The following is a 21,363-nucleotide window of genomic DNA, read 5'->3' as shown; positions in this document are numbered from 1 at the left end:
TGCGCCTCTACCTGATCAGCACCCCCGACGGGATGCCGGTGATCTGGGGATTGGCCAACCCCAAGCTCGGGGAACGCGAGGCCACCCAGGCGATGCTCGAACGGGACCACCACCTCATCCGCAGCGGCCAGGTCATCCTTGGCGACAAGGGCTTCGCCGGACGGGACTTCGAGGCCTTCGTCACCGAAGACCTCGGAGCCCACCTCATCCGCCCCGACCGCAAGGACGAAAAGCCCCGCTTCGGCCGACTCGGGGGCATCCGCCAATGGATCGAGTCCGTCTTCGACACCCTCAAGGGCCAACTCGGCCTCGAACACCACGGGGCCCGCACGATCGAGGGCCTGTACGCCAGGGTGGCCTCCAAACTCCTCGCCCTTGCCACGGGCATCTGGCACAACTGGAAAACCAACGCCGGCACCAAGCGCTCGCTAACCGCCTACGACCACTAACACCCCCAACTAATGGGAATTAATCATCTAGGCGTCCCACGCCCCGCACACGAAGGCGGCCGCCCCACCACCGGGGCGGCCGCCTTCGTCTGTCCCGGGAGTGCCACGAGGGGACGCGCGGTCGAGCCGGCGGACGGGCCCGCCCGCGACCCAGGGGACCACGTCGGTCCCCACCCGCGGAGCAGCCGGTCGGAGGACAGCCTCGGCGCGGGCCCCCGAGTTGTCCTCGAGCCCCGGGAGCCCCGGTCCGAGCCCCCGCTCCCGGCTCGTCGGCCCCCGGCCCCGTCTCGTCGGTCCCCGACCCCGGCCCCGGTCCCAGTCCTCCCCAGTCCCCGGTCCCCGGTCCCAGACCCCCGTCCCCGGTCCCGTCCCCGGACAGCACCATGCCCCGCCCCCAGGGGGACGGGGCGGGGCATGGTGGCGGGAGGTCGGCTGGCGTCAGGCGACGTCGAGGCCGAGGCGGCGCCGGTCGCGCTGCTGGTTGATGAACAGGCAGGAGAGGACGCCCACGCCCGCCAGCACGGCGCCGGTCAGCAGGAACGCCTGCGTGTAGCCGGCCGCGGGGGCGGCCGCGCCGCCGACGATGAAGCCGACGACCGCCGGGGCGAGCAGGCCGCCCGCCGTCAGGACGGCGTTCGTGATCTGCAGCAGGGCGCCGCGCTGGCCGATCGTGGTGGTTTCGGCGGCCACGAGGTAGGTCAGGGCGAACAGCGCCGGCGCGGTGCCGAAGCCGAACACGAAGCACAGGGTCGCGAGCCACGGCGCCGTGGCGAGGGTCCCGAGCATGACCATGGTGCCGGAGAACGCGGCCGCGCCGCCGAGGACCAGGCCGCGGGAGCGGCGGCTGGGCATGCCGCGGGCGCCCAGGCGCTCGGTGAGCCAGCTGAGGCCGATCGTGGCGACGGCGCCCCAGAGGGCGGGCAGGGTGATGAGGGAGCCGGCCTGCTGGGTCGACGCGCCGAGCACGTGCTCGAAGTAGGCGGGCAGCCACGTCGTCGCGACCGTGAAGGTCCAGTAGCCGAAGAAGGAGCACAGGACCGCGAGCAGCCAGGTCGGGGTGAGGAAGGACTTGCGGTAGGCAACCTTCGTGTCCGCGGCGGCGGCCGCGCCGGTGGCGACGGGCTCCTGCGGGGCGTCCAGGCCGCGGTCGCGGGCCTCGATCTCGCGCTCGGCCTGGGCCGAGGTGTAGGGGCCCTCCTTGCCGACGAAGAACCACGCCACCGCCCAGACGACGCCGATCAGGGCGAGGAAGACGAAGGTGGCCTTCCAGCCGAACTCCGCGGCCACCCACGCCAGGACGGGGGCGAACGCCACGATGCCCAGCGTCACGCCGGACGAGGTCACGGCCGCCGGCGTGGCGCTCTTCGCCGCGGGGAACCACTTGTAGGTCGCGTGCATCGAGATCGGGGCGAGCGGGCCCTCGCCGGCGCCCAGCAGCAGGCGGCTGAACCACAGGGCCGGCAGGGACGCGAACACGAAGATCGGCACCTGGGCCACCGACCAGATCAGGCACAGGACCAGCAGGATCCACTTCGCCTTGACCCGGTTGGCGATCGGCGCGGCGACCAGCTGCGCGACGCCGAACAGGATGAACACCGCGGAGCCGAGGAGACCGAACTGCTGCGGGGTCAGCCCCAGGTCGTTCATGATGGGCACCGCGACGATGCCGAGGATGGCCTTGTCCGCCCAGCTGATCATCATCAGCACCAGGAGCATGCCGGTGACGGTCCAGCCGTAGCGCTTGCGGCGGCGGGCGCTCCAGTGGGCGGGGTCGTGCGGGTCCACGCCGGCGCTGGGGGCCTGCGGCGGCGTGACGGGCTGGGACTGAAGGGCCATGGGAGGGCTCCTGTCGGGGGGAACGGGCAGTGAGGGAGGGGGAACGCTAGGCGGCCGTCACGGCGACGGGGAGGGACTCGAAGCCGCGAAGGACGTTGTGCAGGATCGGGGTCGGCTCGCCGGCCGGCTCGATGGTGGCGATGCGCTTGAGCAGCTCCTGGAGGAGGACCTCCATCTCGAGCCGGGCGATCGGCTGGCCGACGCACTGGTGCAGGCCCATGCCGAAGGCCACGTGCCCGGAGGAGGAGCGGTCGAAGCTGAACTCGTCGGCGTCGTCGCCCCACTTGCGCGGGTCGCGGTTCGCGGCGCCGATGAACACCAGGACCTTGGACCCGGCCGGGATCGGCACGCCGCCCAGGACGGTGTCCACGCTGGTGGTGCGGTGGAACTTCTGGAACGGCGACTCCAGGCGCAGGGCCTCGTCGACGGCGAACTTGGCCATGGTCGGGTTCTCGCGCAGCCGCGCCCACGCCTCCGGGTAGCGGGCGAGCACGGAGAGCGTGTTGCCGATGCCGAAGATCGTGGTGTCGACGCCGGCGGAGAGCAGGGCCCGGACCAGCAGGGTGGCCTGCTGCTCGGTGATGAGGCCCTCGTCGGCCTTCTCCCAGATCCGGGCGCCGAAGCCGACGGCGTCCATGGACTCGCGGGCGCAGTTCTTCATGACGGCGGCGGCGTGCTCGTCCCCGTGGGCGAAGGCCTGCTGGTAGATGTAGTTCTCCGGGCCGAACGCGTTGAAGACCATGTTGCCGTAGGGCAGCAGGTGCTCGCGGCCCTCGTCGGGGATGCCGACGGCGTCGGGGAACACGCGCAGCGGGTACTTCTCCGCCAGGTCCGTCACGGCGTCGAACCGCGACCGGCCGGCGAGCTGCTCGGCCAGCTCCACGGCCGGGGGCGTGAACGGGGTCCGCAGCGCCCGGACGGTGCCGGGGTTGATGACCCCGGTGAGGGCCCGGCGCATCACGGTGTGGATGGGCGGGTCGGACTCGAGGATGCTCGGCGGGCGCCAGCCGGAGTCCTTGCGGATGTCCCGCGGGCCGAGCCCGCCGGAGGACACGTACGTCTCGAAGTCGGTGAGGACCTCGTACACCTCCTCGTAGCCGGCGACGGCGTAGCTGCCGGTCGCCTCGAGGTAGGACACGGCGCCGGCGTCGCGCAGGCGGGCCAGGAACGGGTACGGGTCGGTCAGGTGCGCCGGATCGAAGGGGTCCTCGGCGATGGAGGCCGGCTCGTGGGTTGCGGTGGTCATCGGTGCTCCTTGCGGGGTTCTACAGGTCGAGGACGAGGCGGCTGCAGCCGGCGGCGGCGCGGGAGACGCAGACGAGCATGACCTCGCCGGAGTCCTTGTCCTCCTGGGTCAGCACGGCGTCCCGGTGGTCGGGCTCGCCCGCGACCACGCGCGTCTCGCACGTGCCGCACAGGCCGGCGCGGCAGCTGGAGAGCACGCGGGCGCCCCGCTGCTCGACGGCCTCGAGGATGGTCTGGTTCGGGGCGACGGTGACCGTCCCGCCCGTCTGGGCGAGCTCGACCTCGAACGGCTCGGAGCTGCCCCCGGCGCCGAGGGAGTCGGCCACGAAGCGCTCCGTGTGCAGGGCGCCCGGGGGCCAGCCCATGCAGAAGTCCTCGACGGCGCGCAGCATGCCGCCCGGGCCGCACGCGTAGACGAGCATGTGCGCCCGCGGCATCCCGAGGATCTCCTGCAGGTCCATGCGGCCCTCGGTGTCCTCGGCGATGATCCGGACCCGCTCGGCGCCGTAGCGCTCCACGAGCCGGTCGGCGAACGCCATGGTGTCGCGGCTGCGGCCCCCGTAGTAGAGGACCCACTCGCGCCCGGCCTCCTCGGCCGCCTCCAGCATCGGGATGATCGGGGTGATGCCGATGCCGCCGGCCATGAAGAGGTACTTCCGCGAGTCGCGCAGGGGGAAGTTGTTGCGGGGGGCGGAGATGGACAGCGGCGTGCCCGGGGTGAGCTTGTCGTGCACGTGGCTGGACCCGCCCCGGGAGTCGGGAACCCGGAGCACGCCGATGCGCAGCGTGGACAGGTCCGTCGGGGTCGAGCACAGCGAGTACTGGCGGACGAGTCCGTCCTCCAGGAGCACGTCGATGTGCGCGCCCGGCTCCCACGCGGGGAAGTCGGAGCCGTCGACCCGGCGCAGGACCAGCGAAACGACGCCGTCGGCCACGCGCTCGACGGTCTCGACGGTGGTGTCGAGCACGGCGGGCGCCTGTGCGGGGGCTTGGGTGGTCATGCAACTGCTCCTCGTGGTCTTGCGGACCGGCCGCCGAGTGGTGCGGCCGTCATCACGAGAGTAGGTGGGGCGCAACACACCGTCCCGGCGACCTTCCATTGGACGGAAAGCGTGTCTCCGGGTTCGCCGCCCCGCCGCCGGCGTCCCCAGCCGCGCGGGGTAGTACAGCTAGGGGCCGCGGTGGCCCGTGGCCAGCCCGCGGGCGATGCCGCGGGCAGCGATGCGCAGCACGGGCACCACGGAGCCGGCCGACGGCGGTGCCCCCTGCGCGACGACGCCGAGCGCCGCGGCGACCGCCCCGCCGTGCAGCAGCACCGGCACCGCCAGGCCGTAGTTGTCGGCCCCGGCCTCCCCGCGCGACTCGGCGAAGCCGCGGGACCGCGCCTCCGCGAGTTCGGCCTCGAGGACGGCGCGGCTCGTGATCGTCTGGGGCGTCAGCCCGGGCAGCCGTGCCGGCAGGGACGCCGCGAGCTCGGGGTCGCCGAACGCGAGCAGCACCTTCCCGGCCGCGCTGGCGTGCAGCGGCAGGCGCGCGCCGACCCGGCGGAACGGCTGCCCGGCCCGGGTCCCGGAGATCCGTTCGGCCAGGAGCGCCTCGCCCTCGTCGAGCACGAAGAGGTTGACGACGTTCTGCGTCACGAACAGGACGTCCTGCATGTAGGGGCCGGCGATCTCCGCGATGTCCCGCCGCACCGGGGCCAGCAGGCCGAGCCGCCAGAGCCGGTGCCCGACGACGTAGCTGCCGCCGACCCGCTCGAGGGCCCCCCAGGCGGCGAGCTCCCCCGCGAGCCGGTGCGCCGTCGCGACGGGCAGGCCCGCGCGCCGGGCCATGTCGCTGAGCGTCAGCCGCGGGTTCGCGGCGTCGAAGGCCCCGAGGAGGGCCAGCGCCTTGGAGGTGACCGAGGGCTGCGGCGCGGGGGCCTGCGGACCGTCGCGCCGCTTGCGCGGCTCCGCGTTCGCCACGGTGCTCCCCTCCCGCTGTCACGCCACCTTTCCATTGGATGGTACGCCAGTGGCGGGCGCCGCGGCGGTCCGGCGACGGTGGAGCAAAGACTCCCGAGGAGGACCATGACCACGACGGGTGCGGCCGCCCCACGGGCCGGGGCGCGGCTGCGCGGCGACGCCGTCTGGATCGCCGTCGTCGCCGCGGGCGTGGCGGCCGGGACGCACATCTGGAAGCTCCCGGCCGCGCTGGACCGGGTGCGGGCGGACCTGGGCATGGGCCTCGTCGAGGCCGGGCTGCTCGTGGGGCTCGTGCAGGTCGCCAGCATGGTGGCCGGGCTGGCCCTCGCCTGGTGCGGCGACGCGCTCGGCCTGCGGCGCCTCGTCGGCGTGGGCCTGCTCCTGCTCTCCGCGGGCTCGCTGGCCGGCGCCGCGGCGGGCGACACGACCGGGCTCATGGCCGCCCGCGCGCTGGAAGGCGTGGGGTTCCTGCTGTGCACCGTCCTGGGCCCGCCGCTGATCCGGCGCTCCTGCCCCGAGGCCCGCCTGAACCGGGCGATGGCCGGGTGGGGCGCCTTCCAGGGGACCGCGACGCTGCTGGGCATGGCCGCCACGGCGTTCGCCCTCCAGCTGGTGGACTGGCGGTCCTGGTGGGTGGCCATGGCCGTCCTCGTGCTGGCGCCGCTGCCGGCGCTCTGGCGGTGGGTGCCGGCCGACGGCCCGGCCCCGGGCGGGTCCCGGGCGCGGGCGGCCGCGGAGGCCGGCCGCGGCATCGCGGCCACGGTGCGCTCGTGGCGCCCGTGGCTGGCGGGCACCGTCTTCGCCGCCTACACCGCCCAGTGGATGGCGGTCCTCGGCTTCCTCCCCACGGTGCTACGCGACGCCGGGGCCACGGGCCCGTGGCCCGGGCTGCTCGCCGGCCTCGTCGGGGGCATCAACGCGCTGGGCGCGCTGGCGGCGGGCCGGCTGCTCGACGGCGGCGCGGCCGTCCGGACGCTGATCGTCGTCCCGTTCGCGTCCATGGCGGCGCTGTCGGTCCTCGCGTTCGGCGTGCCGTGGGGGACGGACCCCGCGGGCGCCTCGGGCCGCGTGGCGGCGGCGCTGGCCTTCTCCCTGGTCGGCGGGCTGGTCCCCGCCGTCATCACCCGGCTGACGGTCGACGTCGTCCCGCCCGGCGGGACCATGGCCGGCGCCATGGGGCTGATGCAGCAGCTCTTCAACGTCGGCAACTTCGCCGGTCCCCCGCTGCTGGCCTGGCTGGCCACGCTGGCCGGCGGCTGGCACGCGGCCTGGTGGATGTGCTGCGGCTTCTCCGCCGTGGGCATCGCGCTGGCGTGCCTGCTCACGGCGGAGCGGGGCCGCCCGTCCGCGGCCCCGCTCCCCTGACTGGCGCGCGTCCGGCTCAGCCGTTGTACGCGAACCTCTGGAGCCGGTGCGCGGTCCGGTCCGGGTTCAGCAGCAGGACGCTGATGGCGCCGACGACGAGCAGGTAGATCCCGATCATCCAGAACGCGGCGTTCATGCCCTCGGTGAGCGCGGCGACCATCTCCGGCGGGACCGGCTGGCCCTTCGGGGTGGGCAGGAACCCGGCCCGGTCCATGAAGATCCCGACCATGGCCGGGGCGACCACGCCGCCGATGGAGGCGAGCCCCGTCAGGGTGGCCATGACCGCGGCGCGCTGGCGCGAGCAGACGGCGAACGCGACGGCGGTGGGCGCCAGCGGGTAGATCATCGCCAGCCCGGCCCCGACGGTCAGCACGGCGACGGCGGCGCCGCCGGTGACGTGCGGCAGGACCAGGAACGACGCCCCGGAGACCAGGAGCGTGGCCCCGAACAGGGCGCCGAGGGCCCAGCGGACCGTGACCCCGCGGCGCATCAGGAACCGCGACGCGTACCCGAGCACCAGCAGGGCGCCGGCGCCGAGGACCCACGGGAACGTGGACACCAGGCCGATGGCCTCGGGCGAGAGCTCGACGACGGCGGTCAGGTAGCGGGGCGACCAGGTGGTCAGGAACCCCATGGCCCAGAAGCAGCCGGCGCCCGCGAGCACCGCGGCGACGAACATGCGGCTGCCGAGCACCCGCAGGATCGGGACGATGCCGAGCAGGTCGGCGACCTCGGCGACGCTGCCCCGGCCGCCGCGCAGGGCGCCGCTGACGCGGGCCTCGCGCGCCCCGCCGTCGTCCGCGCCCGGCGCCCCGGCGGCGGCGGCGGCACCCGGCGCCCCGCCGTCGGCGCCGGGCACGGCGCCGCCGGCGTCCGCGGCCGGTTCCCCGGCGCCTGCCGGGGCGGGCTCCGCGTCGGCCGCCGCGGCCGCGCCGCCGTCGTCCGCCAGGCCGGCCTCGGCCCGCTCGGCGGCGGTCGCGTTGTGGCTGTGCGGGCCGTCGCGGCCCACCAGGAACCAGACGGCGGACCAGACCAGCCCCACGATCCCGAGGAAGCCGAACGCCCAGCGCCACCCGAAGTTGGCGATGATGAAGGCCAGCGCGGGGGCGGCGAGGATCGGGCCCAGGGTGGAGCCGATGGCGACCAGGCTGCTGGGCAGGCCGCGCTCGGTCGCGGGGAACCACCCGTGGACGTGCTGGAGCGAGATCGGCGTCGCCGGCCCCTCCGCCGCTCCGAGCAGGATGCGGGTCACGAGCAGGACGGCCGCGCCGCCGCCGAGCAGGATCGGGAACTGCAGGACCGCCCAGGAGATGCCCATGACGAGCAGGATCCACCGGGTGGGGACCTTGGCGGCGAGGAAGCCGACGGCGACGGCCGCGATGGCGAAGAGGAAGAAGAACGCGCTGCCGATGAAGCCGAACTCCCCGGCGGTCAGCTGCAGCTCCTGCATGGCCGGGCCCGCGACGAGGCCAAGGACCGCCTTGTCGGCGAAGTTGATGATCTGGAAGACCACGAGCAGGCCGGTGACGGTCCAGGCCCTGCGGTTCATGCGGCCGTGGACGACGGCGGCGCGCAGCGTGTGTGGCGGGATGCCTCCCGCCGGCGCCGCGCCGTGGGTGCCGGGCGCCGCGCCCTGGCGGGATCCGGTCGTGGGCGCGCTCATGCCGTCACCGCCCCGGCCAGCTGCCCCGCGCGCCCGGCGGGGGCGGCGCCGACGGTGAACACGTCGTTGTCCTCGGCGACCACGACCGGCGCGCCGAAGTCCCGGGACGCCACGGCCGCCATCTTCGCCGTGTCCGCGGCGCCGGGCGTGTTCGGGACGACGTGGTGGAGCACGAGGCTGCCGACGCCGGCGGCGCGGGCGATCCCGCCGACCTCGTCGTAGGAGGTGTGCGACTCCTTCAGGTGCACGGCGATGCCGTCGCGCTTCGGCCCGTCCGGGAACGTCGCGAGGATCGCGTCCAGGTCCATGACCTCGTGCAGGAGCAGGTCCGCGCCGGCCGCGAGCCGCACCAGGTTCTCCGACGGCGCGGTGTCCCCGGAGACCACCACGGACCCGTACGCGGAGTCGACGCGGAACGCGAACGCGGGGTAGCAGAGCCGGTGGTCGACCAGGATCGCGGTGACCGTCACGAGCTCGTCCCGGTAGACCTCGAAGGGCTCCATCTCCGGGTGGCGGGCGTGGACGGGGTCCGCGCCCGCGGCCGCCGGGATCGCGATGTCGTGGCCGGTGACCCACTCGTGCGGGTCGTCGCGGCCCTCGTCGGCCATGCGGATGGCGACGTCGGAGGCGAAGACGCGGTCCAGCAGCGCATCGACGATCTCGGCCGTCCCGGCCATCTGGCGCCCGTTGGTCCGGGCGTCGATGTCGCGGGCGTGCTCCTCGTCGAGGGCCGGGATCCGCGGCGGCCGGCCCGGCCCGTGGACCTGGATCGGCCGGCCGAAGCACTCGCCGGGTACCTGCCAGCCGGTGACGAGGAACGAGCCGAGGTCGTAGATGTGGTCGGAGTGGTGGTGGGTGAGGAAGACGGCCCGCAGGTCCTCCCAGGCGCAGGAGGTGCGGTAGTTGCGGATGCTGCCCATGCCGCAGTCGATGACGTACGTGGACCCGTCGACGCGGATGGCCGTGCTCGTGCCGGCGCGGGACCCGGAGACGATCGGGCCCCCTCCCGTGCCGAGGGCGTGGACGGACATGCCGACGCGTTGGTTCGTGGTCATGGAGTGGCCCTTCTCGATGGGTTGGCGGGCTGGGGACGCGGGACCGTGGGCTGGTCCGCGAACGCGGCCGGCGGGAACCGGCCAGGAATGTGACGCCCATCATATGGAGTGAAATTAGCGATCGCAATACCCGTTGCATATGTTGTTCGGGACTGCCATGCTGTGAGCGGCGGCACAGCCGGATCGACCCACCGAGAAAGGACCCGTTGTGGAGATGAAGCAGGACCAAGAGATCATCCTGGGCGACCTGCCCAAGGGCATCACCCTGGCCAGCGAGGCCATGGGCAACAAGACGTGGAACGTCCTCGGCCACACCTACCTGGCCAAGGTGGAGAGCTCGACGAGCTTCGCGTGGCTCTCCCTCGACCCGACCGGCACCGGCGTGCCCCCGCACGTGCACCCCACGCAGGACGAGCACATCTACGTCCTCGAGGGCCGGTACACGCTGTACCTGGACGGCGAGTGGACGACCGCCGGCCCCGGCGACACGGTCCGCATGCCGAAGGGCCTCCCCCACGCGTACTACAACAAGACCGAGGAGGCCGGGAAGGCGCTGTTCTGGGTCAGCCCCGCCGGCCGGCTGAGCCAGCTCTTCGACCAGCTGCACAACCTGACGGACCCGGAGGAGGTCGTCCGCCGCTCGGCGCTGCACGACGTCGACTTCCTGCCCCCGGGCTCCGTCCCCGGCGCGTAGGGCACGCCGTGTCCGTGCAGACCCTGCGCTACGGGGACCACCCGGACCAGTACGTTCAGTGCCGCGCGGCCGCCGACCGGCCGCGCGGCACCGCCGTGCTCGTCCACGGGGGCTACTGGCGCGAGCGCCACACCCTCGACCTGATGCGCCCGCTGGAGGCGCGGCTCGCCGCGGCCGGGTGGGCGACGGCGAACGTCGAGTACCGCCGCGGCCCGGCCGCCGCCTGGCCGGCGCCGCTGGAGGACGTGCGCGCGGGCTGCGCCGCGGTCGCCGAGTGGGCGGACGGCGGCGCCCGGGTGGAGGACGCGCCCGACGACGGCGGGACCCGGCCGGGCGGCGGCCTCCCGCTCGTCGCGGTCGGCCACTCGGTCGGCGGGCAGCTGGCCCTGCTGGCGGCGGAGTCCGTGGACGCCGTCGTCGCGCTCGCGCCCGTCACGAACGCGGCGCGCACGCACGCCGAGCGGCTCGGGGACGACGCGGCGCAGGAGTACTTCGGTGCCGATCCCGGGTCCGCCCCGGCGGTGTACGTGGACGCGTCGCCGCTGGCCCGGGTCCCGGCGGGGCGCCCGGTCCTGCTGGTGCACGGCGCCACGGACGAGCGGGTCCCGCTGCGGCACTCGCTGGACTACCTGGTCGCCGCGCTCGAGGCCGGCGACCGGGTCGATACGCTCCTGCCCCACGACCTCGACCACCTAGCCACCGTCGACCCGGCCCGGACGTTCTGGGCGCACGTGGAGGAGTGGATGGGCGGCGTAGGGGTCTCGCCCGCGCGCCGCGGGGCGGGCATCGGCAGCGTCTCGGCGTAGCGCGGCCCGACGCGGCGGCGCGTCAGACCGCGCGCGCGAGCAGGGTCTCAGCGTGACGGGCGGCGGGCTCGGCCAGTAGGGCGTGTAGCTCGAGGAAGAGCAGCTTCGCACGCGGCGCCTTCCAGCCCACGGGCAGCAGGTCCAGCGGGATGTTCGGGTCCCGGTACGGGAAGCGGCGCCACCGGGTCAGCAACGGCACGTACAGGGCGAACGCGTCCCGCGCCGCCACCTCGTCGTCCCGGACCACCGCACGGTCCCGGGGCGCGGCACCGCCGGGCGCCGCCTCGCCGTCCGGGGCCGCGCCACAGTCCTGCGGCCCCGCGCCCTGCGGCCCCGCCCCCTCCGGGCGGGGCCGTTCGCCTGCCCGGGCCCGCCACGCCTCGAGCTCGCCGGCGTAGTCGTCGATGAACTCCGCGTACTCCGCGTCCAGCCCATCGAGGTCCCACCATTCCCCCACCTTGGCGCGCAGCTCGCGCTCCAGGCCGTAGTGGCCGGTGAAGGACTCGACGTAGCGGGCCAGATCCAGCTCGGCCAGGCGCTCGAGAGCCTGGTCCAGGACGGTGGCCGGGGCGATCGCGACGCCGGCTGCCATGAACCCGAAGCCCAGGCCGGCGAGCGCGCTGCGCAGCTCGTAGCGGCGGCCGCGCTCGGCCTCGGGCACGGAGAAGACGACGAGGGCCCACGGGTCGCCGGGGCGGGAGCGCTCGGGGGCGAAGATCCTGCTGTCGGCCCGGCGGAAGACGTCCAGCGCGGACGGCGCCAGCGAGTACGCGGCGGGTCCTCCCCCGTTGGTCCGCTCGAGGATGCCCTTGGTCTTCAGTCGGGAGACGCTGGAGCGGGCGGCCCCGCCGTCGACCCCCAGGTCCCCCAGCAGCGCGACCAGCGACGCGACGGGAAGCCGGCCCGCCTCGGGCGCGTAGAGGCCGAACAGCGTGACGATCAGCTCCTGCAGGAGCGGCTTGGGCATGGGCTGGCGACTCCGCTTCCGGCGACAATGGAAAGCCCATGCTATCGCCGGGGTCCGCCTCCCGGCCGTGTCGGGCTTTCCGGCCGCGCTTCACCCCGCGCGGGATGCGGCCTACCGTCGGGGGCGTTGCCCGTCCGGCCAGGCCACGCGACCGCCGTGACCGGGGAACGGCCGCACCGCGGCGTCCCGCACGCCAGGGCGCCGCCACTCGAACCTTGGAGGGAGAACGCATGTCGAACGAGCCCACCGAAGAAACGGCACGGTCGCACCGTGACGGCAAGAACCGCCACGGGACGGCCATGATGTACCTGCGGTTCGGGGCGATGATCCTGACTGGAATGGCCGTGATGTACGCCGTGATGTTCATTGGTTCCTACGCATGGGGCCACGTGCGGTGGAGCGAGAGCCGCCTGTTCATGGCCCTGGCCATGGGCGGGACCATGGGTTTGGTCATGCTCGCCTGGATGTCCAACATGTACCGCAACGCCAAGGCGAATGTTGCCGTCGTTGTGGTCAGCCTGCTCCTGCTCGGCGGTGGCGCATACCTGGACCGCAGCCAAACCACGGTCCAGGACACGGCGTTCATGAGCTCGATGATCCCGCACCACTCCCTGGCGATCACCCGTTCAGAGCGCGCAGAGCTGGTCGACGTCCGGGTGTGCGAACTGGCCGTCGACATCAGCGAGGCCCAGCGGAGGGAAATCTTCGAGATGGACTGGCTCATCCGGGACATCGAACGCCATGGAGCGGCCACGACGGCCCAGGAGGCAGAGGCCCGCCCGGTCCCCGAATACCGGGAGCCGGCCCAGCGCCAATGCCCCACCAACTGAACTTAACACCGGCGGCCCGCACCCCGGGTGGGGTGCGGGCCGCCGGTGGCCGCGTGGCTAGCGCGCCGCGGCCGGGGCCTTGGGCTTCCAGCGCAGGTGCGGGTTGTCCTCGGCCTGCGGCTCGCGCAGCAGGGACAGGCGCGGGCGGACCGCGTCGGTGCGGGCGCTCGGCGGCTTGCGCCGGCCGGCCCGGAACGGGGCGATCCACTCGGCGCCGTCGCCGCGGTACTCCTGCTCGGCGGCCGCGTGGAGGGTCCACTGCGGGTCGTACAGGTGCGTGCGGCCCAGGGCGATCAGGTCCGCGCGCCCGGCGAGCAGGATGGAGTTCGCGTCGTCGTAGGAGGAGATCGCGCCGACGGCGATGACGCTCGCGCCGGCCGGCTCGGCGACCTCCTGGCGGATGCGGTCCGCGAACGGCGTCTGGTAGCTGCGCCCGAACGCCGGCTTCTCCGCGGGGTCGACCTGCCCGGTGGACACGTCGATCCCGTCCGCGCCGTGGGCGACGAACGCGCGGGCGATCTCGACGGCGTCGTCAAGCGTGTTGCCGCCGTCGATCCAGTCGGTCGCGGAGATGCGCACGGTCAGGGCCTTGTCCTGCGGCCACGCGGCGCGCACGGCGTCGAAGACCTCCAGCGGGAAGCGCAGCCGGTTCTCCAGGCTGCCCCCGTACCCGTCGGTGCGCCGGTTGGCGACCGGGGACAGGAACGCGGAGAGCAGGTAGCCGTGGGCGGCGTGGACCTCGACCACGTCGAACCCGGCCTCGTCGGCGCGGCGGGCCGCCGCGGCGAAGTCCGCCACGACCTGGTCCATGCCGGCGCGGTCGAGCTCGGCCGGGGCCGCGTTGTCCGGCCCGTAGGGCAGGGGCGAGGCCGAGACGGTGGGCCAGTTGCCCTCGTCGAGGGGCTGGTCGATGCCCTCCCACATGCGCTTCGTGGAGCCCTTGCGCCCGGCGTGGCCGAGCTGGATGCCGACCTTCGCCGTCGTCTTGCCGTGGATGAAGCCGGTGACGCGGGACCAGGCGTCGCGCTGCTCGTCCGTGTACAGGCCCACGCAGGCCGGGGTGATGCGGCCGGCCTCCGAGACCGCCGTCATCTCCGCCATGACCAGCCCGGCCCCGCCGAGGGCCTTGGAGCCCAGGTGCACCACGTGGAAGTCGGTCGGCAGGCCGCCCTCGCCGCAGTACATGTTCATCGGGGACACGACGATCCGGTTCTTCAGCTCGACCGGGCCCAGCGCGTGCGGCTGGAACATGGCCGGCGCGACGCCGTCGAGCCCCTGGCTGGCGGCGAAGTGCTCCTCGACTCGGCGGGCGAAGTCCGGGTCGCGCAGCCGCAGGTTCTCCTGCGTGATGCGGCGGGAGCGGGTCAGCAGGTTGAACGCGAACTGGACGGGCTCCTGGTCGCGGTACTGGCCGATCGACTCGAACCACTCCAGCGACGCCTGGGCGGCGCGCTGGGTGGACTCGACGACGGGGCGCCGCTCGGTCTCGTACGCCTCGAGGGCCGCGTCGATCCCGGCGTGCTCGTGCAGGCAGGCGGCCAGGGCGAGGGCGTCCTCCATGGCCAGCTTGGTGCCGGAGCCGATCGAGAAGTGCGCGGTGTGCGCGGCGTCGCCCAGCAGGACCAGGTTGCCGCGGCGCCAGGTGCGGTTGCGTACCGTGGTGAAGTTGATCCACTTGGAGTTGTTGGTCAGCAGCTCGTACCCGCCGAGCTCCTCGGCGAAGATCTCCCGGACCTTCGCGACGGCCTGCTCGTCGGAGACGCCGGGCGGGAAGGCGGTGCCCTCGGTCGCGTCGAAGCCGGCGCGGCGCCAGACGTCCTCGTGCATCTCGACGATGAACGTGGAGCCGGCGTCGGAGTACGGGTAGCCGTGGATCTGCATGGTGCCGGCGTCGGTCTCCTTAACGAAGAACTTGAACGCCTCGAACACCTGGTCCGTCCCGAGCCACATGTACTTGTTGGGCCGCACGTCCAGGTCCGGGCCGAAGTCCTCCGCGTACTTGGCGCGGATCTGCGAGTTCACGCCGTCGGCGGCGAGGACCAGGTCGTAGTCGGCCTCGAGCTCCTCGACGGGCGGGGCCAGCGTGGAGAAGCGGACGTCCACGCCGAGCTCGAGGGTGCGCCGCTGCAGCAGCTCGAGGAGCTCCTTGCGGCTCATGGCGGCGAAGCCCTGGCCGCCGACGGTGAGCTGCTCGCCGCGGTAGTGGATGTCGATGTCGGCCCAGCGGGCGAACCGGCGGGACATGTAATCGGCGACGACGGGGTCGGCGTTGCCGATGCCGCCCAGCGTCTCGTCGGAGAACACGACGCCGAAGCCGAACGTGTCGGAGGCGGCGTTGCGCTCCCACAGCGTGATCTCGTGCGCCGGGTCCAGCTGCTTCATCAGTGCGGCGAAGTACAGGCCGCCGGGGCCCCCGCCAACGATTGCGATCTTCATGGCTGTTTCCTTCCTAGGCCCGGCCCGCGCCGGCCAGTTCCGAGTCGTCGTCCTGCTTGAGGGCCTCCCGCAGCCGGAAGTGCTGCAGCTTCCCGCTGGGGTTGCGGGGCAGTTCGTCGACGAACCGGACGTCCCGCGGGTACTTGTAGGGGGCGATGGTCGCCTTGACGAAGTCCTGGAGCTCCCGGCGCTTGGCGGAGTCGCCCTCGACGCCCTCGCGCAGGACCACGAACGCGCAGACGACGCTGCCGCGCTCCGGGTCCGGCTTGGCGACGACGGCGTTCTCCAGCACGTCGGGGTGCTGGTCGATCGCGGCCTCGACCTCGGGGGCGCCGATGTTGTAGCCGGAGGAGACGATCATGTTGTCCGAGCGCGCCTGGTACACGTAGTAGCCGTCGGCCTCGCGGACGAACGTGTCGCCGGTGACGTTCCAGCCGTCGACGACGTAGTTGCGCTGCCGCTCGTCGTCGAGGTACCGGCAGCCGGTGGGGCCGATGACCGCGAGCCGGCCGGGCTCCCCGTCGGGGGCCTCGTTGCCGTCCGCGTCGAGGATGGTGGCCCGGAACCCGGGGACCGGGGTCCCGACGGCGCCGGGGCGGATGTCGTCGCCGGCGGCGGAGATGAACACGTGGAGCATCTCCGTGGCGCCGATCCCGTTGACCAGCCGCAGCCCGGACGCGTCGTAGACGGCCTCCCAGGTCTCCTTCGGCAGGTGCTCGCCGGCCGAGACGCCGACGCGCAGGCGGGAGAGCAGGTCCGCCCGGCCCTCCTTGAGGATGGCCCGGTAGGCGGTCGGGGCGGTGAACAGGACCGTCGCGCCGGCCTCGGCGGCCCGCTCGGCCAGCTCGACGGGCGCCGCCCGCTCGGTGAGCAGGCTGGCGGCGCCCGCGTAGAGCGGGAAGACCACGAGCCCGCCGAGGCCGAACGTGAACGCCAGGGGCGGTGAGCCCGCGAAGACGTCGTCCGGCGTCGGCTTGAGGATGTGCCGGGAGAACGTGTCCGCGTTGGCGAGGATGTCGCGGTGGAAGTGCATGGTCACCTTGGGCACGCCGGTCGTCCCGGACGTGGGCCCGAGGAGGGCGACGTCGTCGGCCGCCGTCGGCACGTTCTCGAACGTGCCGGGCTTGCCGGCGGCGGCGCGGACCAGGTCGTCCCCGGCCTCGCCCCCGTAGGGGAGCACCGGCAGCCCCGCGGGGCCCGCGGCGTCGTCCATCTCCGCTGCGAACCGGTGGTCGGTGATGGCCAGCGTCGGCCGGGTGAGCCGGATGAGCGTCCCGACCTCGGTGGAGCGCAGCATCGGCATGGTGGTGACGGCGACGGCGCCGGCCTTCAGCACGCCCAGCCACGCGGCGACCAGCCACGGGTTGTTGGGGCCGCGCAGCAGCACCCGGTTCCCGGGCACGACCCCGTGGTCCTCCGTGAGGACCCGGGCGACCTGGTTGGAGCGCTCGAGCAGCTGCCCGTACGTCCACACGCCGCCGTCCGGGGTGAGCAGCGCGGGCCGGTCGGCGCCGTGGCGGGCCGTCGGCTCGTCGATGAGCTTCGTGGCCGCGTTGAGGCGCTCCGGGTAGTCCAGCTCCGGGAGCGTGAACTCCAGGGTGGGCCACAGTTCCTGCGGGGGGAGGTGGTCGCGGGTGAAGGTGTCCACGTGGGCCGATGGCGTCAGCTGCATGGCCGTTCCTTTCGTGGGGTGGGTTGGTCGGGGGCGGCCTTAGCCGCGGATCATGCCCTCTTGGGCGACGGTGGCGAGCAGGCGGCCGGACCGGTCGAAGAACCGGCCCAGCGCCAGGCCGCGGTTGCTCTGCCCGGACACGGCGTCCTGCGCGTAGAGGACCCACTCGTCGGCGCGGCCCTCGCGGTGGAACCACATGGAGTGGTCCAGGCTCGCCGTCGCCAGGCCGGGGCTGGACCAGTGCAGCCCGCGCACGCGCAGCAGCGTCTCGAGGATCGTGTAGTCGCACACGTAGGCCAGGGCGGTGCGGTGCAGGTCGGCCGTCGCCTTCGCGTCGGCGGCGTCCGGCAGGGCGTCGAACGCCTTGACCCACACGGCCTGCGCCGGGGCCGTCCCGCCGTCGGTGGACAGGTACACGGGTCCGGGGACGTGGCGCATGTCGAAGCTGCGGCCGTGGGCCCAGTACTCCGCGGCACCGCCGTCGGCCCCCTCCAGCGCCTGCGCGGCGCTGGCGAGCGACTCGGGGTCGAGCGCCGCGGCGGCGGCCGGGGCCTCCTGCTGGAAGTCCGGGCCCTCCTCCGGGACGTGGAAGGAGCCGATGGCGGTGAACGCGGTCTTGCCGCCCTGGACGCCGCGGACGCTGCGGGTCGAGTAGCCGCGGCCGTCGCGGAGGGTCTCGACGTCGTAGCGGACGGGGGCGCCGATGTCGACGGGGCGCATGAAGTAGCTGTGCATCGAGTGCAGGTTGCGGTCGGCCCCGACGGTCGCCTGCATGGCGGCGGTGGCCTGGGCGACCATGTCCCCGCCGTACGCCTTGGGCCAGGGCACGTACTGGGTGGTCGCCTCGAAGGACGCGTCGGCCGGGCCGTCGACGGCCGTCAGCTCGATCGCGCGCAGGAACGTCGCGGACGTGTCCGGGGCCAGGATCCCGGGCTGGGTGGTGGTGGTCTGCACGGCTAGGCCCTCCGGTAGTCGGCGAGGGTCTCGTCCGGGACGTCCTCGAGGTTGACGACGAGGTTCTCCGGCGTGCGGGCGGTCAGCCACACCAGCTCCTCGGTGACGGACATGTTGGCCTCGACGTGGGGCATGAACGGCGGGACGAACACCCAGTCGCCGGCCTTCATGTCGATGTACTCGGAGTAGCCTTCGCCGAAGTAGATCCGGCCGTGCCCGCGCAGGACGTAGCCGCCGGTCTCGGCCTCGCCGTGGTGGTGCGGCAGCGAGCGGTACCCGGGGACGTTGGACACCTGGCCGAACCAGATCTTCGTCGCCGGGGTGTGCTGGATCGAGACGCCGGAGACGCGGACGCAGTCCCCGGACTGGGCCGTGTTGGTGTCCTCGGACCCGGCGCGGGTGACGACGGGGACGACCTTGCCGTCCGCGGACGCGTAGACGCTGTTGTCGCCCTCGAGGCGGTACTCGGTGGTGTTGGTGGTCATGCCGGTCTCCTTGTCGGTCAGGCCCGGGCGGCGGCGGGCGCCGCGGCCGGGACGAGGGTGATGGTGTTCTCGAGGCGGCCGATGCCGTCGATCTCGGTGGCCAGGACGTCGCCGTCGGCCAGGAAGCGGGGCGGCTGCATGCCGGCGCCGACGCCGCCGGGGGTGCCGGTGAGGATGACGTCGCCGGGGCGCAGCGTGGTGAAGGCGGAGACGTAGGCGAGCAGCCGGGCCGGGCCGAAGACCAGGGTCGCGGTGTTCCCGCGCTGGACGAGCTCGCCGTTGACGTAGCCGCGGACCTCGAACCCGGGCTCGGGCCCGAACTCGTCGGCGGTGGCGACGACGGGGCCCAGCGGGGTGGTCGCGTCGAACGCCTTGCCCTGCAGCCACTGCAGGGTGCGGTGCTGCCAGTCGCGCATGGAGACGTCGTTGGCGACCGTGTAGCCGGCGATGGCCTCGGCCGCCTCCTCCTCGGTCGCGCCGCGCAGTTCGCGGCCGACGACGACGGCGAGCTCGGCCTCCCAGTCGACCTTGCCGCTGCCGGCGGCCTCGATGCGGTCGCGGGCGCCGGCCAGGGTGTCCGCGAACTTCGCGAACAGGGTCGGGTGCTCGGGCAGCTCGCGGCCCATCTCCAGGATGTGGTCCGCGTAGTTGAGACCGCAGCACACGATCTTGCGGGGCCGGGCCACGGCGGGCGCCAGGTCGGCGTCCGCGGCGGGGACGACGGCGGGGCCGTCGCCGGCCGCGTGCCCGCGCAGGGCCGCCTCGGCGCGGTCCCGCCAGCCGGCGTCCGCGAGCAGCGCCCCGGCGTCGGCGGCGTCGAGCGGCAGGTAGCCGCCGTCGACCGCGACGGCGGCGGTGGTGCCGTCGGCGGTGCGCAGGGTGGCCAGCTTCATCGGTGCTCCTTCGGTGGTTTTCGATATGTCGACTTTTTTACGGTCGTAACTTACGATCAACGTAGCACGGCCGCACGGATGTGCAACAGACCACAGGCGGACAATTTTCAGGAGGGGACATGACCACCCAGACCGCGAACGCGAACCGCACCATCAACCCGGCCTCCCTGCCGAAGCCCTCGGGCTACGCGCACGGGATCCTCGCGGGGAACACCGTGTTCCTCGGCGGCCAGACGGCCCTGGACAAGGACATGAACATCGTCCCGGGCGGCATCGTCGAGCAGTTCCGGCAGGCCTTCTCCAACGTGCTCGAGACCCTGCGCGAGGCCGGCGGCCGCCCGGAGGACCTGGTCAGCGTGACGATCTACCTGACCGACGTCGACGACTACATGGCCCACGGCCGCGAGATCGGCAGGCTGTGGCGCGAGATGGCCGGGTCCGAGTACCCGGCGATGGCCGGCATCGGCGTCACCCGCCTGTGGCAGAAGGAGGCCCTGATCGAGATCCAGGGCATCGCCGTCATCCAGGACCGCGCCGAGTAGCGCCAGAAGGCAAGAACGAGGCGGCGGCCCCGGACCCTAAAGGATCCGGGGCCGCCGCCCTTTTGTGCGCGCGCGGCCGGCTCGCCGGTGGGGCGACCCCGCTCCCCCGGACGCCGCCGTCGTCCGCCCGCTACGGGCGGTGGCCGGCGATGACACGCTGGGCGTGGCGGGCCGCCAGCGGCGCGATGAGCCGGTGGGTGCGCACGAAGGCGCGGCGCGCGTCGGGCTCGCGCCACCCCTCGGGCAGGTAGGCCAGGGGCAGGTTCGGGTCGCGGTATGGCAGGCGGCGCCAGAGCGTCAGCATCGGCACGTAGTAGCGGAACGCGTCCAGGCAGGTGGCGTCGTCGGCCGCGCGCAGGGCCTGCGCCGGGTCCTTGCCGACGGCGGCGCCCCACACCCGGTCCGCGTCCCCGTAGGCGTCGAGGAACTCCCCCACGAGCTCGTCGATGGCGCCCAGGTCCCACCACTCGGCGACCTTGGCGCGCACGTCGCCGGCGAAGAGGTAGTCGCCGCGGAAGAACTCGACGAACCCCTCCAGCCCCTCGTCGGCGAGGCGCTCGCGGGCCCGGTCGACGACGCGGGCCGAGGCGATCCACACACCGGAGGCCACGGTGCCGAACCCCAGGCCGGTGAGCAGGGTGCGCAGCCGGTGCCGCAGGTGCCGCTGGGACTCGGGCACGGAGAAGAGCGCGAGCAGCCAGTCGTGGGTCGTGTCGTCGCGGCGCTCGGAGAAGATCCGCTGGTCGCCCTCGGCGAAGACGGTGCGCAGCGACTCGGACAGCTCGTAGCCGGCGGTCCCGCCGACGCGGGTGCTGTGCAGGACGCCCTTGGACTTCAGCCGCGACACGGCCGAGCGGACTCCCGGCGCGTCGTACCCCAGGTCGCCGAGCAGCGCGATGAGCGCGGCGACCGGCAGGGCGCTGCCCGGCTCGCGGCAGTACAGGCCGTAGAGGGTGACGATCAGCTGCTGGTGGCGCACGGTCGGCGCGGGGATGTCGATCCCGGTGGCGCCGGGGCGCGTCGTCGCGGGGGCGCTCACCGGCCGGCCCCCTCGAGGACGGCCCGCATCGCGTCCGGCCAGGGGGCGGACCGCTCGGCGCCGGCCGGCACGTGCGCGGTGGTGATGGTCCCCTCGGCGGCGATCCCGCCGGGCGACTGCCCGCACGGCTGCCCGACGACCTCGAAGCCCAGCGTCAGGGAGGTCCGGCCCACCCGTTCGACCCACACGGTCGCGGTCACGTGCTGTCCGAACCAGAGCTTGCCGCGGAAGTTGAGCACCTGCTGCACGCGAGGGGCCACCGAGAAGTAGTCCGGCAGGCCGATGTCGCGCATGAGGCGCGCCTCGGCGGCCTCGACCCAGCGGATAATGGCCGAGTTGTGGTGGTGGCCCGCGGCGTCCGTATCCGCCCACTCGACGACGCGTTCGATCGCCGCTTCCGGCCCCCGGTGTCCCGCCATGGCTGCCTCCCGTCCCTGGGCGCCCCGTGCGGGGGCGCCGCCGTCGTCC

General features: G+C 73.8%; 20 protein-coding genes. 6 read left to right on the top strand and 14 right to left on the bottom strand.

Annotated elements, in window-relative coordinates; translation table 11 throughout:
- A partial coding sequence (locus AC1Q5D_RS15670) for a transposase (protein ID WP_481739393.1) occupies window positions 1–449 on the top strand: 449 nt, incomplete at its 5' end.
- 438 nt (window positions 450–887) lie between these two features.
- On the opposite strand, the gene AC1Q5D_RS15665 is transcribed toward AC1Q5D_RS15670, so the two are convergent.
- The 4 genes from AC1Q5D_RS15665 to AC1Q5D_RS15650 all read right to left on the bottom strand — a co-directional run bounded on the left by AC1Q5D_RS15665 (window position 888) and on the right by AC1Q5D_RS15650 (window position 5,494).
- On the bottom strand, window positions 888–2,285 hold the full coding sequence (locus tag AC1Q5D_RS15665) for an MFS transporter (protein ID WP_481739392.1): 1,398 nt from the start codon (window positions 2,283–2,285) through the stop codon (window positions 888–890).
- 46 nt (window positions 2,286–2,331) lie between these two features.
- On the bottom strand, window positions 2,332–3,531 hold the full coding sequence (locus AC1Q5D_RS15660) for a cytochrome P450 (RefSeq protein WP_481739391.1): 1,200 nt from the start codon (window positions 3,529–3,531) through the stop codon (window positions 2,332–2,334).
- Between the two features lie 19 nt (window positions 3,532–3,550).
- Window positions 3,551–4,531 carry a PDR/VanB family oxidoreductase gene (locus tag AC1Q5D_RS15655; RefSeq protein WP_481739390.1) on the bottom strand — a complete coding sequence of 327 codons (981 nt, stop codon included), beginning with the start codon at window positions 4,529–4,531 and terminating at the stop codon, window positions 3,551–3,553.
- A gap of 168 nt (window positions 4,532–4,699) precedes the next feature.
- On the bottom strand, window positions 4,700–5,494 hold the full coding sequence (locus tag AC1Q5D_RS15650) for an IclR family transcriptional regulator (RefSeq protein ID WP_481739389.1): 795 nt from the start codon (window positions 5,492–5,494) through the stop codon (window positions 4,700–4,702).
- A 105-nt stretch (window positions 5,495–5,599) separates the two neighbouring features.
- Here AC1Q5D_RS15650 and AC1Q5D_RS15645 point away from each other — a divergent pair, with 105 nt between their 5' ends.
- Window positions 5,600–6,859, top strand: coding sequence for an MFS transporter (locus AC1Q5D_RS15645; RefSeq protein WP_481739388.1), 1,260 nt, complete (start codon window positions 5,600–5,602; stop codon window positions 6,857–6,859).
- Between the two features lie 16 nt (window positions 6,860–6,875).
- Here AC1Q5D_RS15645 and AC1Q5D_RS15640 read toward each other — a convergent pair whose 3' ends face one another.
- Together AC1Q5D_RS15640 and AC1Q5D_RS15635 are read right to left on the bottom strand one after the other, a co-directional pair.
- Window positions 6,876–8,522 (bottom strand): MFS transporter, encoded by a 1,647-nt coding sequence (locus AC1Q5D_RS15640; RefSeq protein ID WP_481739387.1) that lies wholly within the window; start codon window positions 8,520–8,522, stop codon window positions 6,876–6,878.
- Window positions 8,519–9,577, bottom strand: coding sequence for an MBL fold metallo-hydrolase (locus tag AC1Q5D_RS15635; protein WP_481739386.1), 1,059 nt, complete (start codon window positions 9,575–9,577; stop codon window positions 8,519–8,521). The genes AC1Q5D_RS15640 and AC1Q5D_RS15635 overlap by 4 nt, the downstream gene beginning before the upstream one ends.
- Before the next feature lie 214 nt (window positions 9,578–9,791).
- On the opposite strand from AC1Q5D_RS15635, the gene AC1Q5D_RS15630 reads away from it, so the two are divergent.
- Both AC1Q5D_RS15630 and AC1Q5D_RS15625 read left to right on the top strand, forming a co-directional pair.
- Complete coding sequence (locus AC1Q5D_RS15630) at window positions 9,792–10,271, top strand: cupin domain-containing protein (RefSeq protein WP_481739385.1); 480 nt, start codon at window positions 9,792–9,794, stop codon at window positions 10,269–10,271.
- A gap of 8 nt (window positions 10,272–10,279) precedes the next feature.
- A complete protein-coding gene (locus tag AC1Q5D_RS15625; protein WP_481739384.1) occupies window positions 10,280–11,077 on the top strand; it encodes an alpha/beta hydrolase family protein in 798 nt (265 codons plus the stop codon).
- A gap of 22 nt (window positions 11,078–11,099) precedes the next feature.
- Here the strand turns inward: AC1Q5D_RS15625 and AC1Q5D_RS15620 are convergent, their stop codons facing one another.
- On the bottom strand, window positions 11,100–12,044 hold the full coding sequence (locus AC1Q5D_RS15620; RefSeq protein ID WP_481739383.1) for a PaaX family transcriptional regulator: 945 nt from the start codon (window positions 12,042–12,044) through the stop codon (window positions 11,100–11,102).
- Between the two features lie 230 nt (window positions 12,045–12,274).
- Between AC1Q5D_RS15620 and AC1Q5D_RS15615 the strand changes: the two genes are divergently transcribed.
- On the top strand, window positions 12,275–12,874 hold the full coding sequence (locus AC1Q5D_RS15615; protein WP_481739382.1) for a DUF305 domain-containing protein: 600 nt from the start codon (window positions 12,275–12,277) through the stop codon (window positions 12,872–12,874).
- A gap of 57 nt (window positions 12,875–12,931) precedes the next feature.
- Here the strand turns inward: AC1Q5D_RS15615 and AC1Q5D_RS15610 are convergent, their stop codons facing one another.
- Genes AC1Q5D_RS15610 through AC1Q5D_RS15590 form a run of 5 tightly spaced genes read right to left on the bottom strand, consistent with a single transcriptional unit; the run spans window position 12,932 to window position 19,314 of the window.
- Entirely contained in the window at window positions 12,932–15,310 is a 2,379-nt protein-coding gene (locus tag AC1Q5D_RS15610) for a bifunctional salicylyl-CoA 5-hydroxylase/oxidoreductase (protein WP_481739381.1), read from the bottom strand.
- 13 nt (window positions 15,311–15,323) lie between these two features.
- Window positions 15,324–16,982 (bottom strand): AMP-binding protein, encoded by a 1,659-nt coding sequence (locus AC1Q5D_RS15605; RefSeq protein WP_481739380.1) that lies wholly within the window; start codon window positions 16,980–16,982, stop codon window positions 15,324–15,326.
- Between the two features lie 39 nt (window positions 16,983–17,021).
- Entirely contained in the window at window positions 17,022–17,936 is a 915-nt protein-coding gene (locus tag AC1Q5D_RS15600; protein ID WP_481739379.1) for an acyl-CoA thioesterase, read from the bottom strand.
- Between the two features lie 2 nt (window positions 17,937–17,938).
- Entirely contained in the window at window positions 17,939–18,421 is a 483-nt protein-coding gene (locus AC1Q5D_RS15595) for a cupin domain-containing protein (RefSeq protein ID WP_481739378.1), read from the bottom strand.
- A gap of 17 nt (window positions 18,422–18,438) precedes the next feature.
- Complete coding sequence (locus AC1Q5D_RS15590) at window positions 18,439–19,314, bottom strand: fumarylacetoacetate hydrolase family protein (protein WP_481739377.1); 876 nt, start codon at window positions 19,312–19,314, stop codon at window positions 18,439–18,441.
- A gap of 119 nt (window positions 19,315–19,433) precedes the next feature.
- On the opposite strand from AC1Q5D_RS15590, the gene AC1Q5D_RS15585 reads away from it, so the two are divergent.
- A complete protein-coding gene (locus tag AC1Q5D_RS15585) occupies window positions 19,434–19,856 on the top strand; it encodes a RidA family protein (RefSeq protein ID WP_481739376.1) in 423 nt (140 codons plus the stop codon).
- A gap of 130 nt (window positions 19,857–19,986) precedes the next feature.
- Here the strand turns inward: AC1Q5D_RS15585 and AC1Q5D_RS15580 are convergent, their stop codons facing one another.
- Together AC1Q5D_RS15580 and AC1Q5D_RS15575 are read right to left on the bottom strand one after the other, a co-directional pair.
- A complete protein-coding gene (locus AC1Q5D_RS15580) occupies window positions 19,987–20,895 on the bottom strand; it encodes a PaaX family transcriptional regulator (protein WP_481739375.1) in 909 nt (302 codons plus the stop codon).
- Window positions 20,892–21,314, bottom strand: a complete 423-nt coding sequence (locus AC1Q5D_RS15575) for an acyl-CoA thioesterase (protein WP_481739374.1) — start codon at window positions 21,312–21,314, stop codon at window positions 20,892–20,894. Before AC1Q5D_RS15575 ends, AC1Q5D_RS15580 begins: the two co-directional genes overlap by 4 nt.
- Between the last annotated feature and the right edge of the window lie 49 nt (window positions 21,315–21,363).

The organism is Arthrobacter paludis, assembly GCF_056782315.1.
This window is presented reverse-complemented; position numbering and strand designations above follow the sequence as displayed.

Coding starts and splice junctions, on each gene's coding strand:
- AC1Q5D_RS15665 (WP_481739392.1), bottom strand. CDS start 2,285: ATGGCCCTTCAGTCCCAGCCCGTCACGCCGCCGCAGGCCCCCAGCGCC.
- AC1Q5D_RS15660 (WP_481739391.1), bottom strand. CDS start 3,531: ATGACCACCGCAACCCACGAGCCGGCCTCCATCGCCGAGGACCCCTTC.
- AC1Q5D_RS15655 (WP_481739390.1), bottom strand. CDS start 4,531: ATGACCACCCAAGCCCCCGCACAGGCGCCCGCCGTGCTCGACACCACC.
- AC1Q5D_RS15645 (WP_481739388.1), top strand. CDS start 5,600: ATGACCACGACGGGTGCGGCCGCCCCACGGGCCGGGGCGCGGCTGCGC.
- AC1Q5D_RS15640 (WP_481739387.1), bottom strand. CDS start 8,522: ATGAGCGCGCCCACGACCGGATCCCGCCAGGGCGCGGCGCCCGGCACC.
- AC1Q5D_RS15635 (WP_481739386.1), bottom strand. CDS start 9,577: ATGACCACGAACCAACGCGTCGGCATGTCCGTCCACGCCCTCGGCACG.
- AC1Q5D_RS15630 (WP_481739385.1), top strand. CDS start 9,792: ATGAAGCAGGACCAAGAGATCATCCTGGGCGACCTGCCCAAGGGCATC.
- AC1Q5D_RS15620 (WP_481739383.1), bottom strand. CDS start 12,044: ATGCCCAAGCCGCTCCTGCAGGAGCTGATCGTCACGCTGTTCGGCCTC.
- AC1Q5D_RS15615 (WP_481739382.1), top strand. CDS start 12,275: ATGTCGAACGAGCCCACCGAAGAAACGGCACGGTCGCACCGTGACGGC.
- AC1Q5D_RS15610 (WP_481739381.1), bottom strand. CDS start 15,310: ATGAAGATCGCAATCGTTGGCGGGGGCCCCGGCGGCCTGTACTTCGCC.
- AC1Q5D_RS15605 (WP_481739380.1), bottom strand. CDS start 16,982: ATGCAGCTGACGCCATCGGCCCACGTGGACACCTTCACCCGCGACCAC.
- AC1Q5D_RS15595 (WP_481739378.1), bottom strand. CDS start 18,421: ATGACCACCAACACCACCGAGTACCGCCTCGAGGGCGACAACAGCGTC.
- AC1Q5D_RS15590 (WP_481739377.1), bottom strand. CDS start 19,314: ATGAAGCTGGCCACCCTGCGCACCGCCGACGGCACCACCGCCGCCGTC.
- AC1Q5D_RS15585 (WP_481739376.1), top strand. CDS start 19,434: ATGACCACCCAGACCGCGAACGCGAACCGCACCATCAACCCGGCCTCC.
- AC1Q5D_RS15575 (WP_481739374.1), bottom strand. CDS start 21,314: ATGGCGGGACACCGGGGGCCGGAAGCGGCGATCGAACGCGTCGTCGAG.